Raw genomic sequence first — 17559 nt, 5'->3', positions numbered from 1 at the left:
CCAGTAGTGAGCGTTGCCGTCGCTGCGGTGACCAGCCCGCACCGCAGAGCTGTTCGCCTGTGCATTCACTGTCCTCTCAGCTCGCTGTGCAGGCACATAAGTTGCCGCGCGGTCATTTGTCGAATGGCTTTCTAAATGTGTGGTAGGCGTCAATGAGTTTGATAAGTACCATGAGTGCCTCAGCACCCCTGACTCCTCTTGCCGATTCCCGGAAGCCGAGTTGCTGCGGGTACTTGCAGGAGAGATGTTTTTCGACCATAAATTCTTCGCTCGGCGAGATCCCCGCTGTGGTGCCTCTTACCGGCGCCAGGCTCCCGCTGATGCAGTCACAGGTTCGGATTAGATTGAGGTCTCGCCAGCGGTTGGTGGCTAGCGGTGGTTCCGTGGCGTTTTCGGGTGGGCTTCCACCGGTGCGGTCTTGAAGCTCCATCCATGTCTCTCTGTCGAAGGTGAAGGTTTGTCGGTTGCTGCTGGCTTGCTCCGATTCGTTTGGTTGTGGGTCTGTGCCTAGCGGGTCGAGATAGCCGGTTGGCCGGTTTCCGACATAGGCGTAGAGGTTGGTGTCGCCTGATGCGAAGCCGATCGGGTCTTGGCTGAGGAATCGTTGGTTGGTGGTGGAGTAATACCGGGATCGGTAGTAATAGAGACCATTTCCGTCGTCATCACGCCCGGCGTAGCGCGTGGGGTTTCCGCCGTCGCGGCCCGTAACTGTTGTGGCGCCAAAGGGCTGGTAAGTGTACATGCCCGACACGGTTCCGGAGGCGTCGGCGACTCCTATCGTGTTGTTGAGCCCGTCGGTGAGCAGTGATTGCGTTCCGTCTCCATTGGTGCGAGCGAACACTTCGTCGACGCCGCCGGTGAGCAGGACTGCGGAGGGGGTGGCACCGGTGAGTTCTTGTGCGACATTCAGGCCGTCGTGCAGGTAGCCGGTTTTCGATGTCCCAATGGTCTTGCTCGTGCGCCTGCCGAGTGCGTCGTATGTGTACCGCGTGGCCATGGCGCCGGATGCGGTGGCCGCGAGTTGGTTACGACCGTTCCAGTTGTATTTGGTGCGACCGTCGAAGGTCACGTTTCCGTTCGCGTCATAGGTCAGGTGCGTTGTCCCGTGCGCGGTGAGCTGGTTGGCGGCGTCGTAGGTGGCGGGAGCCTGCGTGGTAGGGATGCTTACATTGGCAAGTCGGCCTTCGATACTGGTGAGTTGGCCGGCGGCATCGTAGCTGTAGCGAAGGTCGCCGAAGCGCACCTGATCCCGTTGGTAGGCGATGCTGGTGAGCCGGCTAGAGGTGTCATAACGGTAGTTTTGGGTAATTCCGTTGGGCAGACTCACTGCGGACCGTCGGCCCGCACCGTCATAACGAATCGCCACCGTGTCTCCATCACGTGTGAGGTCGGTCAGTTGGTCGGCCGCGTCGTAGCTGTAGGAGACGGAAGGGCCTCGGCCAACCGACATCGCCGTACGTCGTCCAGCGTTGTCGTAGCTGTAGGTGAATGCTGAGCCCCCGGTGCTGGCGCGCGCGATGTCATCGAATGCGTCGTAGGTGTAGGTGAGGCTGGGGCCGGTGGAGTCGTTGATGGCGGTGATGCGGTTGCCCGTGTCGTACGCGTAGCTGATTGAGCTCTCCGGTGTCCCGTGCGTGGTGTCGTAGCGGGCGGAGGTCATCCGGTCCAGTGCGTCGTAGCCGTATCGGGTTGGCCTGCCGCGGGCGTCAGTGACAGCGGTGCGGTTGCCATTGCGGTCGTATCCGTAGGACCAGCTGCGGCGGAGCGGGTCGGTCGAGCGGATGAGTCGGTTGCGCGAGTCGTAGGTGTTGGTGGTGGAGTTGCCGCGGGGATCGGTGACTTGGGTGAGGTTTCCGTTGGTGTCGTAGGTGTATCGGGTGATCTGTCCCAGCGGGTCGGTTGTCGAGATGGTTCGGTCGTCTTGGTCGTAGGTATTGCTGGTGGTGGCACCGATCGGATTGATGGCAACGACGGCGCGACCGGCTCCGTCGACGACCTGTCGGGATGTGTGGCCGAGTGGGTCGGTGATGGTGGCCTGATCGCCGAGCAGGTAGCCGTAGGTGATGGTGTCGCCGAGATTGTCGGTGATGGAGGTGGGCTGTCCGTCCCTGCCGACGGCAAGCCTTGTGGTGCGGCCCAAGGGATCGGTGATCGCGGACAGGGCGGCGCCTCGGTATCGGTAGGTGGTGGTTCGCCCGAGCGCGTCGGTTTGTTGGCTGAGCTGGTCGTACGGCCCGTGGTAGGTGTGCCGTTCGGTGCGTTCTTGATCGGTGCCGGCCATGTCGGTGCGGGCGATCACGTGGCCGAAGGGGTCGTAGCTCAGCTGGGTGGTGCGGCCCAGTGCGTCAGTGATCGCGACTGGCTGGTTTGTCTTCCGGTCCCGGACGATCGCGGTGGTCTGAGCGAGATCGGTGCCGTATGCACGGGTGTCGCTGGTCGAGTATCCGTCACCGTTGAAGGTGACACGGCGACGGATGCCGCGTGGGTCGGTCAGTGTGGTCGCGGTGACCGCGCCCCAGGCGCCGGTGCTGTACCCGATCCGGTAGGTGCTGCCGTCGGCAAGTGTCTGCTGGGCGACGCGGCCGGCGGTGTCGTACACATTGGACAGCGCGATGGCGCCGCGTGGGTCCTTGATGGTGGCCAGTTTTCCGTTCTTGTTGTAGGTGTACGTCGTGACGGCGCCGGTGGGATCGGTGACGGTGCTCAGGTGTCCGGTGCCGTCGTAGACGTAGGCGATCGCCCTGCCGAGGTTGTCTTCGGCTCGGGTGATGCGTTCGCTGATGTCGTAGGAAAACCGGATCCACCTGCCGTGCGGTGACGTGACCTGCGTGATAGGGCCTTTGGCGCGCGTCACGCCGTCGGGGTCGGGCGATGCGGGTGCGCGGGTGATGGTGACTGTGTTGCCGTAGCGGTCGCGGACTGCTTGCAACGGCGCCTCTTCACCGAACACGTACGTCGTACCGTTACGTAGCCGTACGTCCCACCCATCTCCGTTCCACGCCAACACCGAACCAGCGAATGGGGTTGGGGTAGGGTCGGCAGCGAACACCGCGTTTCGATAGCCGGCATCCGCGGTGCCGCCGGTGGTCGTGCGGTGATAGGTGATACGACTGCCATTAGGCAGGATCAGCTGCCCATCAAGCCATTGCTTGCTTGAGTAGAGATACATGTTGTAGTCGAGGTTGTAGCCGGTGCCGAACGGCCGCTGACTGGTGTCGGATTGCTGGTAGGTGCGGCTGACCGATATCGGCACCGTGTCATCAAGGCGTAGATCGGTCTGGGATCCGATCATCAATCCGGTCGCCAGGTCAACCGGGTCGGCGCCGGTCGCGTCGCCACCAGGCGGTGGCCCCGTCGGAGGTGGCGCGGCACCGGCGGGTTGGATGAGCATCGCGCCGGTGAACTGGTAGACCTCGGTGCCTTTGTCTGGCACCACCTGGCGGCCATCCGAGGTGACTTTTCCGTGTCCGTAGACGAACCAGCCACGTCCGGCAGGATCGTAGTGCCAAAAGTCCATCACCGCGCCGCAACGTGCATGTGTGTAATTCGGATAGATGACCCGGGCGCCAGTTGGAAACACGTACGCGCTCCCCGGCTGGACGGTGAAGTAGACCGGAACCCGCGAGTTCGGCAACGGAAACGGCGGACGGTCGATAGGAATCGCAGTAATTCCCAGTGAAGTCACTGGTTTACCAGCCGTGTCACGTACCACCGCGCCCTTGGGCAGGTGCACCTCCAATCCCGGTATGGCTGGAGTGGTGATCACCACCTCTCGCGTAGCCGGAGCGGCGAACCGTACGACATGTTCAACGTCCAATGTGGACATCCAAATGGGGTACGGCAGTACCGTTGTACGACCGGCGGCGACATCGACACCGATGTCGAAGAGCCCAAACCGACGACCCGGCCCATTGGCTGCTGCTCCGTCCACGCGCAATACATGATGGCCCGCCGGTAGGCCCAAAAGAAACCGGCCCTGTATATCGGTCGTCGTACGAGTGGCGCCCGCCGAGACCGACACTGCTGGCAGCGGCGCACCGTCGAGGGTCTTGACGATTCCTGAGAGTGCGGTGGCACCGCTCGTGGCTCGCAGGGGCACGGGCCCCGCATCCCCCGTCGCCGGCAGGTGGGTGTTCCAATCGGCGCCGGCCAAGTTTCGATTGTCGGGCGTCCACGCGTTGCCGGCGCCGGGCCTCGATGGCTTGGATGGCGGAAGAATCCGATGTGGGGTGTGGCTGATCGGTTGATCATTTCCGCTTCGCTGCTGATAAAGGGCCGGCCGAGCACTGGCCATACGGGCTGAGCTGAGCGTGACGGCTGCAACTCCCGGGCCGCCGAGTGGATAGACGTTGACCTCATATGTGCCAGAACCAGGAAGAGGGCCGATCGTGAGTCCGCTCTCGGGGACCGACGCGTCAACAACGAGTGCGCGGTCCGGGCTTCCCGTCTCCCAGATGACGCGCGCGTCGGCGGCCACGGTGGATGAGGCTACGCCGAGCGTCAGCCGCTGACCTACCGTTCCCGCAAAGGTGAACCGGGTCTGTTGTCCCGGCCGCGCCACGGACATCACTCGGGTCGAGCCGATCGGCAGAGTGCCGCCCTCACGCCCGTTCGACAAGGTGATCGCGACCGATCCGACACTGCTGGCGTCTTGTGCCATCAGCACGAGCTCATGACGGCCGGTCGCCGTCGGCGTGTACCAGAAAAGGGAATGCGATCCGACGTCATCGAGTGACTCTTCAACAGATCCCTCTGGGCTGATGAGAAGCGCTCGGATCTTCGCACGTGCAGGCAAGGTCCAATTGCTGACCGCGAAGGCTAGTCCCTTCCCCCGACTGGCCGAAAAGCCCAGCCCAACCGGCTGCTGCGGTCGAGACAACGCGACAGTGGCGGCAGGACCGGTTGCCGACACCGTGCCGGCCTCCCGGCGCGGGCTCAACAGCGCAATGGCTGACCCAGTCGATGACCACGGGTTGACCAAGACCTTGTATCTCCCCGTCGCCGGCAACATCGGAATGTCCACATGGTTGCCCACCGCTTCGTCCGACCACAACGGCCGCCTGTTCGGCGCCAGCACGGTAACGTAGGAGTCGTGAGCGAACCGCCAGTTTGGGAAATCCAGACTCAGTCGCTGACCGACCATACCGTCGTAGGTCAGGATGACGCCCTGTCCAGGACGGCTGATACTGAACGATTTTCCCCTACGGAGATCGATGGAACCGACGTCGCGGGCCACTGATGCGATCACCGCCATCTGGCCGAGATTGCCGTCGGATGAATTGACTACGACCTTGTACGGTCCCGTACGCGACGCGGTGAAGGTGAACCCGCCACTACCGTCGAGCCCTTTCGTCCCGGCGACGGTGTTTGCCTGCAGATCCCACGGAACCGGCGCTCCATCCGGGTCACGCACAGCCAGGCCAATCCCAGCGAGCTTACGCGCGCCCAGAGGTGTGAATCCGAGTCCGACATGTTGACCGGCCGACGCCCACAACGTTAACTCCGTCTGCTGGCCAGGACGGTCGAACCTCACCGGCCGCCGTGCGCCATTGGCGCCGACCGCACCGGTTTTCCGGGCCGACAGCCAGGCCTGCGCCGACCCGGCACCTCGATCGATCGCGTCGACCGCGATCTGGTAAATGCCGGTAGTCGGCAGCGGCGGCAACTCATAACTACCGTCCAGGTCTTTTCCCGACCGCGGCGCGTCATATTCGGCCCGCGCGAACGGCGCGCCGTACGGAGTGAACGGCGCGACACGGAAGTCGCCCTTGAATGTGGAGCCGGTAAAACCCAAGCTCAGTCGCTGACCTTTCATACCATAGAATCGGAAAAACCCGACCTTCCCCGCGTCCAGATCGATGCGCCCAGGTGTACTGTCCGCGACCAACCTCGGGCCCACCTGTACGGTCGCCATGTCGTAGCCTCGTGGCACCGCGACAAAGTCCGCGGCCGAGGTCACGCTGGCGCCGCTGGTCGTCGCGACCGTGATCGGCCCTGAACCCGCAGCATCCGGCACCACCGCCGTCAATCGCGACGGCGACGCCGCGATCACCCGGGCCCGAGTCAACCCAAACGCGACGGCGTTGCCCGTCGGGGTCGCTTCAAATCCAGAACCAGTAATGGTTATCGTGCTTCCCGCATGGCCGGTGACTGGATTCACGCTTGTCACGGCGAGCCGCGGCGTAGGCCGCAGCACCACGAATGGCTGGTTGCTTACGCCTCTACCGGTCGAGGTCGACACATCAACCGCGCCGGTCGTGGCGCCCTGCGGCACAACAACACTCAATGTGCTAGCTGTCGCGGCTGTGACGGTGGCTCGAACTCCGTTGAATGTCACCGTATTGGCCGCCGGCAACGCTATGAATCCCGTGCCCGAGATTGTCACCGGCGAGCCTGTCGAAGCACGCGTCGGCGTCACACCCATCACCGACGGCGCATACGATGCCGAACGTTCGACACCGGTCATGTTTCCCGCCGCGTCATAGCCGTACCGCGCCGAAACGGCCGCGCCACCCGCTCGGGTTCCCCGTGACACGCCTGCCAGTCGGCCCGCCGCATCGTAGGCGTAGGACACTCTCGGTACCGAGCCGCCAGGAGAGCCTCCTGGAAGCAAGCCTGGGCCGGCCGACTGGTGTCCCATGGCTACAGCCACCAATGAGGCCGCGACCAACACCAACACAACGGCGCCGGCCAACATCCATAACCGCTTCGAAATGTGGTGAGACAAGGTAACCTCGCCGACGAAAGAGGAATTTCACACGATAATTACCAAATACATCGCTGGCTCAACAGGCCAGCCGGCCCATCACCGGATCGTATTTGCCAGACCGTGACCTTCGCCCCGATCCGCACAATTCCTAGAATTCTGGGAAGTTCCGGCAGCGCACCAATCTCATGTGTCCAGGCCATCGTCGATCGCCAGCATACGCGCCGCAGAATGGGCCACAGCCAGGGAGTGCGTCACTAATTCTGTCGCAAATCCCCGAACAGCGTAAACGTTTCGCCTGTGAATGCGATCCGGTACGAGGTTCTACTTGCAGCATCGCCAGACGGTGCCGAGCGCACCGACTCTACGTATCCGATGCTGCATTCGTCACGGCTCTCGATGCCGATTTCAAAGCCAAGATGGTCGGGACGGCGAGCGTCGGCATCGAGTTTCCCACTCAGGGCTTCGGCCACCTCGCGCAGCTCGCCCGACAACACCTTTCTAGAAGAGGGTTGCTCGATCTTCCACGAGGTGGTGGGAGAGGCGGTGAGGCTGGGAGCAACCCTGTCGAACAGAGTGACAATCACCTCTCGTACAGATTCGGTTCTCAACATGACGAGTCTCGGAACCTCTCGTACCCGTTGGTCGATCTCAGCGGGCCAGGAGGCCTCACTCGTGTGCGGCGTCACGCTACCTCCAGCCGCGATGCGCCGAACCTCCGCCCGGGCCTCCAGCCACCGGCTGCTACTTCCGGTCCACTGAAGAATGATGGCCGGTATCGTCAGAAGTAGCCCAAAGAAGCCACAGAGCGAGAAAGCGGCGACCACGCTCAAAACGATTCGCGTGTCCTTCCCGCTGAAAAATAGATACGCCGAAACGAATGTAGTGATCGCCACCGCAACGAAGAGGACGAAAATAAGGTCCCCGATGGCCGTTCCGCCCTGATCCCCATACTGTGCGTCCCTGGCCGCGACGAGCTGGTGTCCGCTCGAAGCGACCCACAGGTAGGAAAACCCGCTCAACACCCACAGGATGCCGGCGATCGTCGCCGTAGCGGGCATTCTTGTCCCGGAGATTCGGGTACCGCGGGATTCCACGCTGGCGCCATTCGGTGTTCCTGCTCCCAGTTCAGACATGACGTTCGGTCCCTCCGAGACATTGGGCCATTGGCTGCCGGCCGCGATCATCCGGTCTACCGCGATGGGACGCCGCCGTCATCGACGCTTTCACCTCCACGGCCGGACCGCTCCCAAAGCGGACAATTACCGCCTCGTCTCAGCGATGGCAGACCGATATCCACGGCGGTCCTCAAGCTGCGGCTCGTCTTGGTCTGCCCCGGTGGACGCTGGGACGCACACATTGCCAGCCCGTCGTAGAGGATCTGCGGTGGCGCATTCTTTTCTGCTCGCAGGCTGGGGCCGCGCTCGGTTGACCGCCGAATCGATCCAATCTGAACTGCAAGCCATGTTTGTTGGCAGGCGAATCCGCTGCCTGTGCCCGCACGGCACGACGATGTTCCCAATACACGCCGCGACCCTAGCCTCGCAAGGGTTGAAATGTCCGAATCGCGACCGGTCCCGGCAGTTTCCGATATAGCGACCTTATGACCGTCGATGAGCAACGAACTTCAGTGAAAAACGCTAGGTTCGCGCCTGTCCACAGCACCGTCTCGACGTGCTGTGCTGGCGTGGCGCTCACGATGCTGGGACCCGGCGCTCCTGGGCGGCGGCTGTGGCTCCGCACCTGCTCATCCGACGGCCCAAGCGACCGCGAGCCCAGCGCATAACCCTTCGCCCACCGCGCTGCTGCCTCCCACGTGGCAGCCGGCCACGGACGGTAACAACGCGGCCGCCTGTCGACAGGGAGGCCCGTGAGATCCAGGTTGCAGGTGCCACCGATATCGTTTTCGACGGCGATCACTTCGTGTCTTCGATGCACCTGGAACGGACGGGATCTGCTGTGGAGATCAGCTGCAACAGCAGGGACGCCGGAACTCTGGAGATGTCTACCAAAAGCCACGTCGCTAACCCCGCGGAAAGCAGTAGCGGACCAACCACGACCGCTGCTATTGCTGGCAATGGCGGGATGGGTACCGTTCGCGAAAACGGCAACCGACTAATGAGGTTCACCCTCCGGGTGGAGGTCGACGGCATCCCGATCCTCGGTAGCACCACGGTTCATCGCTGACTCCTGTAGAGGTTGGAAACGCGAGTTCCAGGCCATCAGCACCCGGCGGACAACTACCGTTGCGTCCCCCATCAGGAAGAAGCGCGCGGCCCAGCCGCGGCTCCATGTCAACGCCATTCGAACGCGTCCGCTGCCCGAGGCACAGCACCATAGACCTCGCCTCATTTTCGAGGCGTTTGGTTCTCTTCGAACACAAGTAGCCACCTCGTCGTTACCGATGACGTCGACTCCCGTCCCGTCGCACGGAGCCTGTTCAGCGATCAGGTCAGAGTGTGCTTTCCAGAAACTGACGCGCTTAGCGGTAGACGACTGCCATTGTGACCTCGCCGTACTCTGATATTTCAATCTCAGCTATATCCATACGTTCAGTAATCCCAGGCCTGAGCGTTCCGTTTCGTTCGCGCTGAAACAGGAACTGCAGCAGGAACATTCGCCCTTGATCGGCGTCAAGCCCAGGTGGGGCAGGGTGAAGAAACACTCGGCAATCGCTTGCCAGGTTTGCGCCTTCACTCAGGAAGTTGACAGCGCCAAACACCTGGGCATTGTTGGGAGGAGGGGTATCCGCGACATGGGAGACGTGGACTTCTTCTACCCTCCGACCCTCGCCGCCGATCGTCGGAGGCGGCTGCGTTCCGCGGGCGAGAAGCCACGACACCATACGCCGCCACATTGACTTACCTCCTGGTACGACCGACTGATGCCGCGCAGACCGCGCATCGAAGAGCGCTTTCACAGGCGCACTGACACGAGGTGTCTCGGCCGGCGATGGCCCTCTGTCGCTTCGACCCGTGCTCATCGACTGTCGCCAATATTCATTGAACTCGTCCTGTGCCTCAGCGGTCAGTCGCTGGGGAGCTCGGACAGATCCTCCGGCAACAGGGTCGAGCTTTCCAACAATACGCGGATGAGATTCACGTTGAGTGTGTTCCCAAGCGGAGGTTGGATCTCCTCGGCGCGAAGGCCCCGGACGTAGTACGGCTTATCGGACAGTCGCCTGCGGACACGCTCCACGACGTTCTGTACGGTGCGTGAAATCCACGTCACGTCGGGGACGATTTGACGCATGTCGTCGGTCACCGTTCCCCAGGTCACGGGCTGCGGGTACTCCTCTCCGCGCAGGTAACGCTGCGCCAGCGAGGTCAGGACCAGCCGCTCGTTTTCACTCAGGTCGTAGGGCGACCCCAGCGTCTTTCTTCCAGACGCACTCGATGCGGCCTCGCGCGACCGCGTGACGATCCGGACTTCCAACAGGTGTTCCTGCTCACCAGGCGCGCCGATCAGCAGCGGAAGGTAGCCTCCTGGCACTGGCATCCCGTGGCCCTTCAACAGCATCCGGTCGCGCGGCAGCCGGATAGGCAACTGGCCAAGGTTGCGCATCCACCATTTCCCATGGTCGAACGTGAACTCCCCCTGTTGGCGACTCACGTGACGGTCGTCGGCACCGATCGGCACATGCACATTCTCGCTCTCCCGGCCAAACACCAGGGTGAACTCTCGTGGTGTCGCGACGTACCCGCCCTCGGCGGACAACGTCACGATCGACCCCGGAGGCGCGTCCGGCACCGCCGCGGCCAGGCTTGGTGTCGAGGCCTCCAACGGCCAGGCAACCAGGCCACCCATAATCTGGCCTCCTTCGATGCGACCTGACATCAGGCTAACCCACCCGAAATGGGACCCCTCCCAGTTCAGGACTTGACACCCCAGGGCTTGGCTCCTCAAGCACCAGAGAGCCGCCCCTTCCAGGTACGCGATCAGTATCCACTCGACTATTCTCTGTGAGTCCGCACGTCGACGCCGTCGGGTCGTGCGGACATCATGTGGCTGACTATCGAGGTATCGGGGAGTGGCCAGGTCGTGGGTGACACGATTCCGCCGGCAGCGACAGCGCATCTGCTCGCACATCTGCCGCGCTACGAATTCCGCGAACACCCTGCCGCATCCAGAATGAGCGAGGTATACAAGGCATACGACCGCGACTCTGGCCAGTGGGTGGCGGTGAAGTTCCTCCTGCCGCATCTGACCACCGACAAGACAGAGGTAATCCGGTTCTACCGGGAAGCCCAGTTCGGGCGACGCCTGGCCCACAGCAACATCGTGCAGTGCCTGCGCAGTTGGCAGAGCGGCGAACCCGTACACCTGGTGATGCCGTACGTCGCCGGGCAGAGCCTCGCCGTCGTGCTAGGCGAAGAAAAACAACTGAACGCGAGGCGACTGGCGCACCTCGTCTCGCAGGTCGCTTCGGCGCTGGACTACATGCACAGCAAGCGGATCGTCCACCGCGATATCAAACCCGAGAACGTCCTCATCTCCGGTGAGCCTCCGACCGAACACGCGCTTGTCTGCGACTTCGGCATCTCCGTGGATCAAGCCGATCCCCGGCTGACCCGCCCGGGCCGCTCCCCCGGCACACCTGGATACACGGCACCGGAATATGGCAACTTGGACGAACCCGCGTACGCGACCCCCTCGGGTGATCAGTTTTCGCTCGCCCAACTGATCTATCGCTGCCTGACCGGCGAAGAGGCACCAACCACCGATCCAGAATCCGGTGAACGACACGTGGTTGCACCGCCGATCCGTAACTGGCGACCCGACCTGCCGACCGCGGTCGACAACGTCGTCCGCAAGGCGATGAGTCCACAGCCGACCGACCGATTCCCCTCCTGCGGCGCATTCGCCAGCGCATTCGAGAAGGCCATCCGGCACGGCCGGCGCCGAGCCGCCGTACGCGGCGCCGTCGGCCTCGCGACCCGCCCGATCAGACGTGCGTTCCAACGGCATCCCCACATCACCAACAGCACCATCGCCCTCGGTACCGCACTGATCATCAGCGCAGCCTTCCTCGTCCCGGCCTTACTCACCTACACCCCCTCCATAGCAACCAACACAATCAGTCAGGCAAAGATCGCAGGACCGCGTGCTCGCGCCGACAACGACTACTCCGGAGACGGCGTCGGAGACCTACTCGCGATCACAACCGACGGCGGGTTGCGATACTGCCCAAACCAAACCAAAACCCAACCCAATCACGTGCCGTTCGACACGTGCACGGATATCAGTCAGGACGGATGGGACACCTACCGTCACATACTGGAAGCCGACATGACCGGGAACGGCGTCACCGACCTTCTCGCTGTCACCATGGACGGCCAACTCTATTACTACCGCAACCTCCGGCCGACAAACCCCCAGGCGCCACTACTCGACGAACGCATCTACACAGGCAACGGCTGGTTCAGCAATTTCCGCATAATGCTCGCCGACGTATCTGGTGACGGCAGCGCAGACCTGCTCGGCATCGACCCTTCCGCAAGTTCAGGAAAACTCATCTACTGCGCCAACAATGCCTCCGTCAACCCCGACCACCGCCCATTCGTTGGCTGCGAAGACGGCGGCGGGGCCAACTGGAACAGCGCGACGCAGGTGTCCGCCGGCGACCTCGACCGCGACGGACGCGCCGACCTTCTCACCACCGACACACGCGGCACCATGTTCTACTTCCACAACTCCGGCCACAGCCCACCCTTCAGCACCGGCGTACCCATCGGCGGCGGATGGGAAAAAGACAGCAAAATATTCCTTGCCGACGTCAATGGAGACGGTCTCCTCGACGTCATCGGCACAATGCCTAGCACCAGCGGGTTCCGCACCTGCATCAACCAGATCGCTCAAAGCGCGAACCGCATCCCGCTCACCTCGTGCGTGAACGTTCCGCTAGGCCTGAAACCAACCAGTCAGCTCCGCACCGTCGACATCACCGACAATCAACTCGCCGGCCTCATCGACATCGACGGCGACGGCCTGCGCTACTGCCCGAACAACAGCAAAGGCACCACCCTCACCACCTGCACGCCAGGATTCGGCAGCGGCTGGACCGGCATCGAAACCATCCTCACCAACACCACAGAAAGATAGACCAAGCTCAGCGAAGTGGCGAAAGAGGTCGGATCGAGCAGGATTTCCGGGAAATGCAACGAAGCCTGCAGGCCGAGCGTTGACGCTAGAGCCAGGCAGGCGATCAGCAGAAACCGAATACGGGTCATGGCGATGACGGTAGGAGCAGATCACCACCGCCCGCGTACGCTCAGCGGCTCGTCATGTGCCGCGGCCGTAAGCCTGAGGTCGTACCGGCCTCGATCCGTGTAGGGTCGAGGACTGGCGCGGTAGCAGTTGCTGGCGATAGGACACGAAGCCATCTGATGCCGCCGGTTTCCCGGCAAGGGCTGTTCTTCTTCGTGTCCGTGGCCGGTTGCTCCGTTTCCAGTCCCCGCCCATCGAACCGTGCGTGCGGTTCTCCCGCACACGGCTCACCGACGCCGTTCACCGCCGGCATTCGGCGTTGCCCGCCAGTCCCGGAAGGGTCTGGGTGCGACAACAGTTCCATCAAGACCGATCAGCCCAAGGTCGTTACCAGCCTTGGAACCACCTGGCAGCTCGGCAACGCTCCATGTCCGCGCTGCGCCCTCGACATGCGGGCCCGAACCCTGCTCGGCGATCAGAACGGCGTCATCTCTTCTGGCCTCAACCCACTCCACGACGCCTTAATGGGCGTCGAGCGGCCGGACACCGCCAACAACTGGCTCGCGCGCCCGAAAGTCGCCGGACTACTTACCGCCCTGCGACACGACCACCGGCCACTGGACCACCAGGTTCTCGATGAGCTACCAGCAGGCAAGACGCTGGCTCACCTGCGCAGCATTCTGGTCGCCACTGGCGCCCTTCCACCACGCGACGAACGACTCGTCGCAGTGGAGCGCTGGATCGCCGCCACAATCCAGTCACCGGACGACATCGGCGAGGACGGCTTGGCGATCGACCCGACCGTGTATGGCGTCGACTTGTGGTGCGGCTCCCCGAACGCTGTGCCACCGCCGACCGGACAATCGTTCTGGAGTGCAGTCCCCTGCGGAACTCGATCCTGCAGATTTTCGTCAATGGCGCGCCGGTAGACAAGGTACGGGAGATATTCGGCCGATACGTAAAGCAGAATCGAGGCGGGCTCGGCCACTTCTGGTCTATTTTGCGTTCGCCGGATGGCGCCACAGCGGGTGATATGTATTCACCGTAATCGCGCCGAAAAATGCGCTATGTGAAACAGCGAGTCCGTGGTCGGATATCCGGGGACCCAGCAGCGCGGCCTCGTCGGTCGCTACGCCGTAATTAGACTTTGTCGCTCGAACGCTACGTCGATCAGGCTCAGTTCGTTGGTGTGAACGCGCTCTGGGGCAACGCCGAAGTACCGCGGGTAGAGCAGCGCCCAGTCGGCGACGTCGCCTAGCCTCCGGGTGACCCGGCGACCGGCCGACGCCGTCATGGACATTCCGGTACCTCGTAGCGGCCATGCGTCGCTATCAGACTGTCGATCCCAGCCACATAACCCCAGGTCACCAACGAAATGATGACGACGGCCGCAACCAAACAGAGCCAGCTCCGCCAGCCCCGCAGCCCCGTTCCCAACGCGATGAGCGCCACGACGCCGAAGCTGACGACCAGCAGCTCGAACCTCTGACCAACCACCATGGTGGTCAGCAACGGGTCGCCCATAACTCCACCGGCGTCGATCTGGCAGAGCCAGTGCCCGTAGGGTGCCCGATACGCCACCATGTCCGCGAGACGCATCCAGAGCACCCACAAGCCAATGGCGATCGTCGAGCCGATCGTCACGCCAACGGCCACACGCAAACTGGTCCTGGTCACCTCCCGATGCGGCCAGTACCCCGTGTGAGGCATGCTGTGCGACGGCGCCGGTCGCGATGTCAGCCGAAAATCGCCCGGTCGCGGAACCGGAGGCGGCGCCTTGTTCACATACAACTCCATTTCGCCTGCCTCGAGCTGCTGAGGATCGCGACGGTTCAGCTCATGCACACGCACCCAGACATGGAACGAGAGACAGCCGGAGATCGTTCCGCGGTGAAGCCCTGGCTAGCCGTAGTTTAACGCAACATGCCTGTCGCGACTGGATAAAAAGCCAGGCTCTACGTCGCACTGGTAGATGCACCAAGGGACATGATCACACCGCGTGTGCGGTTACTGGCGATTCATACGGAAACGCGTACACTCTCCGTGTCGGGTAGGGCAAGGAGACCTCCTGCCCAGGTGTTCCTGAGCGGCCCGGGTTGTCGGATCTGGCTGAGCGCACGCCTTTGTCCGTACCCGGGATGTCACCTCCCAGAGGAACTGACGTACGCCATCTGTCGTGCCACGGAACGGAAATCGTCCGCTCATCGGCATGAGCGCGCATTGGCCTCACACTGAGCCAGTTCAGGAATACGACGAGGTCGAATACGTGCACTCCACCGGTAAACTGGGCCAAGTCAGTGTGACTGTGAGGGATATCTGTCACATGTGAGAGCTAACTGTCACAGGCGCCGTCCATGGTGGTGTCGATCCCCGATCACCGGCTTACTGATCGTCTGCGTCGAGCCGGCTCAGTGCCGTGCTGAGGAACGCGTCCCGCCGTTGCCCGAGGATGCCGGCGTCAAGGTCTGATCTGCCCTGGTCGTGGAGCGCCGGAACGCAGAACGCCATATCAGCCAGGGTGCCTAACGCCACAACGACATCCCAGTAGGCGACCCGCTCCGCCGGTCGGCCAGCGGCGCGCTGCCACCCCTCCAGCACCTGCTCAGCGGCCGGTAGCCCAAACATCAGTGCCGCGTCGAAACGCGCCGCGCTGAGGTCGATACCCGGCGAACCGGCCCCGGCGCAGTCCCAATCAACCACTCCTGTGCAGCGGTCACCGGACCACAGGGTGTTCCCAAACCACAGGTCACCATGCACGAAGACCGTCGGCCCGCCGGGCACGGGAAGCTGCTCCAGACGTTCTTCCGCAGCCGTCAGCAACGCCGTGGTTCCCTTCTCACGGCGTTGGGCCGCGAAGTCCACAGTCGCGATCGAGCGGGTCCGCAGCGGCAGAGCGGCCCGAGGCGCCAGCGGAACCGCCTGCAGTGCGGCCGCGGTGGCCCCCAGGTCCTGCAGCCGCTCCGTGGAGGCGACCAATGGGATCCGGCTGTGCCCGGGCAGGACGGTGCTCAGCACCGCCAGGACACCAGTTGCGGAACCGTCGAGATCTGCGGCGATCAACCTGGCCGCGGGCAACGGGTGGTTGCCAGCAACCCGCAGCGCCGCGACCTCGGTCGCGAACGCCTGACAATAGACGGGATCACTGGCGTCCCCGAGCCGCAGTACGGCCGCCTCGACACGGCCGCCCGGCTCGAACCTCAACAACCACGGATTGGCTCCCTGCCGTAAACCGGTGACCGCAGCAACTCCAGCGCCGCCTCCCACCGCGGCACTCACCCAGCGCAGGACCCTCTCGGCCAGCTCTGGCACCGTATGAACACCTCCCGTGTCGCCCCTGAATACTGAGCGACCACGATGACACACGCGCCGTTGACGATCTCGTACGACGGGCCGTGAGCTCACTCTCCTGCACCACAACAGCGCCTGGCTTGACCAGCTCCGGAATGTCAGCCAGTGACAAGTACCGCTCACATCAGGTGACAGACACAGCTCACAGTCACAGCCGCTCGCTCAGTGGCAGGAGAGTCCATTCAGCGCGCGCTCGTAGTGTTCCGGCGCGGCGGAAGCTCGAAGTTGCAGAAGGATCGGCGACACTAGAGTGGCGCGGACACACCGCGCCAGCAGGACAACTAGTTGGAGTGTTCGAATGGTTGGCCTCGATGCCCGCAACTCGGCAGCTGGCATTGATTGGACCCAGCTCGGCAGGGTTCCGGCGAAGGACCTGGTCGTCTCGGTGGCGCCGGGATTGTCCGACATGTTGCGGATGCAAACGCAGACTGTCTTCGCGCAGTCCCTGGCCGCCGCTGTTCTTCCACCCAGGATGCTTCAAGACCATCTCACCGCCCACCTGATGCCGATCAATGCGAACGCGCCATTGATGCAGCTCATCCAGACCATCACCCGGCCTGGTCTTGATCTCTTCGGACTCTGGGACAGGCAGCGCTGGCCCCGTAGTCCGCTTGTCGGTCTGACGCAGTCGATGACTTTCTCGCCGGTGTTTCCCGGCGGCGATGACGGCGCAGCTAGCATGCGCCTTCGCGCACATCTCAGCCCGTCTGGACGAGAAGGTCCTCAACCTGGCACCAAATTGGCAGGGATTGGACGCCGAAGACTGCCACGCTGCGTTGAATCCTGCCGCCTGCGGCATGCCGATGGTGTGGGTGCCTTCGGTCGAGGTGGTTAAGGCGCTGGTTCACGCGGACGAAGGCGGCGTCGACAAGGTGCTCGTGGAGTACCAGGACCAGATTCTGATCGACTGTCGGGCAACGCTTCTTGACTGCAGGTCAGACGATTCGCGGATGTACGTCGAGGCCCTCGGTCAGGCCGTCACGGCGTTGACAGTGGGCCTATACATTCCTGCTCAAAGCGGTGCGGTCAACGTTATCGACGCGCTACTGCAAACAGAGGTCAAGAGCCTTCGGAGATGGCGGAAGGTTCCGGAGAAGCTGGGAAATGCCCCATATTATGCACGCATCGGGGCCGTCAACATGCCGTTGGTTCGCGTCCTTGAAGAGTTCCGGTCAGACGACAGTACTGCTGTCCCTAGTGCGTTGAACCGGCATGCGACCGTGCATCTGGTCAACAAGCAGCAGACACACCTGTGAACGCGTTGCGAGCCGTAATGCTCGCCGTATCTGTTCTTCGCG

At 62.9% G+C, this 17559-nt stretch carries 8 protein-coding genes; 3 read left to right on the top strand and 5 right to left on the bottom strand.

The annotated features are described in order from the left end of the window. Positions 1-112: 112 nt before the first annotated feature. The 3 genes from GNX95_RS40155 to GNX95_RS40145 form a co-directional block, all read right to left on the bottom strand. Positions 113-6466, bottom strand: coding sequence for an RHS repeat-associated core domain-containing protein (locus GNX95_RS40155; RefSeq protein WP_163513272.1), 6354 nt, complete (start codon positions 6464-6466; stop codon positions 113-115). A 497-nt stretch (positions 6467-6963) separates the two neighbouring features. Further along, positions 6964-7893, bottom strand: a complete 930-nt coding sequence (locus tag GNX95_RS40150; protein ID WP_163513269.1) for a hypothetical protein — start codon at positions 7891-7893, stop codon at positions 6964-6966. Positions 7894-9733: 1840 nt separating this feature from the next. Continuing rightward, a complete protein-coding gene (locus tag GNX95_RS40145; RefSeq protein ID WP_163513267.1) occupies positions 9734-10513 on the bottom strand; it encodes an FHA domain-containing protein in 780 nt (259 codons plus the stop codon). Positions 10514-10747: 234 nt separating this feature from the next. Between GNX95_RS40145 and GNX95_RS40140 the strand changes: the two genes are divergently transcribed. Together GNX95_RS40140 and GNX95_RS40135 are read left to right on the top strand one after the other, a co-directional pair. Further along, entirely contained in the window at positions 10748-12808 is a 2061-nt protein-coding gene (locus tag GNX95_RS40140) for a protein kinase domain-containing protein (protein WP_163513265.1), read from the top strand. A gap of 284 nt (positions 12809-13092) precedes the next feature. Next, positions 13093-13842: a hypothetical protein gene (locus GNX95_RS40135; protein WP_163513263.1), complete on the top strand. Its 750-nt coding sequence runs from the start codon at positions 13093-13095 to the stop codon at positions 13840-13842. Positions 13843-14203: 361 nt separating this feature from the next. On the opposite strand, the gene GNX95_RS40130 is transcribed toward GNX95_RS40135, so the two are convergent. Next, positions 14204-14764: a hypothetical protein gene (locus tag GNX95_RS40130; RefSeq protein ID WP_163513261.1), complete on the bottom strand. Its 561-nt coding sequence runs from the start codon at positions 14762-14764 to the stop codon at positions 14204-14206. 531 nt (positions 14765-15295) lie between these two features. Next, positions 15296-16222, bottom strand: coding sequence for an aminoglycoside phosphotransferase family protein (locus GNX95_RS40125; RefSeq protein WP_163513259.1), 927 nt, complete (start codon positions 16220-16222; stop codon positions 15296-15298). A 701-nt stretch (positions 16223-16923) separates the two neighbouring features. On the opposite strand from GNX95_RS40125, the gene GNX95_RS40120 reads away from it, so the two are divergent. Beyond that, positions 16924-17517, top strand: coding sequence for a hypothetical protein (locus tag GNX95_RS40120; protein WP_163513257.1), 594 nt, complete (start codon positions 16924-16926; stop codon positions 17515-17517). The last annotated feature ends 42 nt before the right edge of the window (positions 17518-17559 follow it).

The sequence above is a fragment of the Fodinicola acaciae genome (assembly GCF_010993745.1).
Lineage (GTDB): Bacteria > Actinomycetota > Actinomycetes > Mycobacteriales > HKI-0501 > Fodinicola > Fodinicola acaciae.
This window is presented reverse-complemented; position numbering and strand designations above follow the sequence as displayed.

Excerpts from the sequence above, each read along its gene's own strand:
- GNX95_RS40145 (WP_163513267.1), bottom strand. The coding sequence starts at position 10,513 with ATGGGTGGCCTGGTTGCCTGGCCGTTGGAGGCCTCGACACCAAGCCTG.
- GNX95_RS40150 (WP_163513269.1), bottom strand. The coding sequence starts at position 7,893 with ATGATCGCGGCCGGCAGCCAATGGCCCAATGTCTCGGAGGGACCGAAC.
- GNX95_RS40155 (WP_163513272.1), bottom strand. The coding sequence starts at position 6,466 with ATGACCGGTGTCGAACGTTCGGCATCGTATGCGCCGTCGGTGATGGGT.
- GNX95_RS40135 (WP_163513263.1), top strand. The coding sequence starts at position 13,093 with ATGCCGCCGGTTTCCCGGCAAGGGCTGTTCTTCTTCGTGTCCGTGGCC.
- GNX95_RS40120 (WP_163513257.1), top strand. The coding sequence starts at position 16,924 with ATGACGGCGCAGCTAGCATGCGCCTTCGCGCACATCTCAGCCCGTCTG.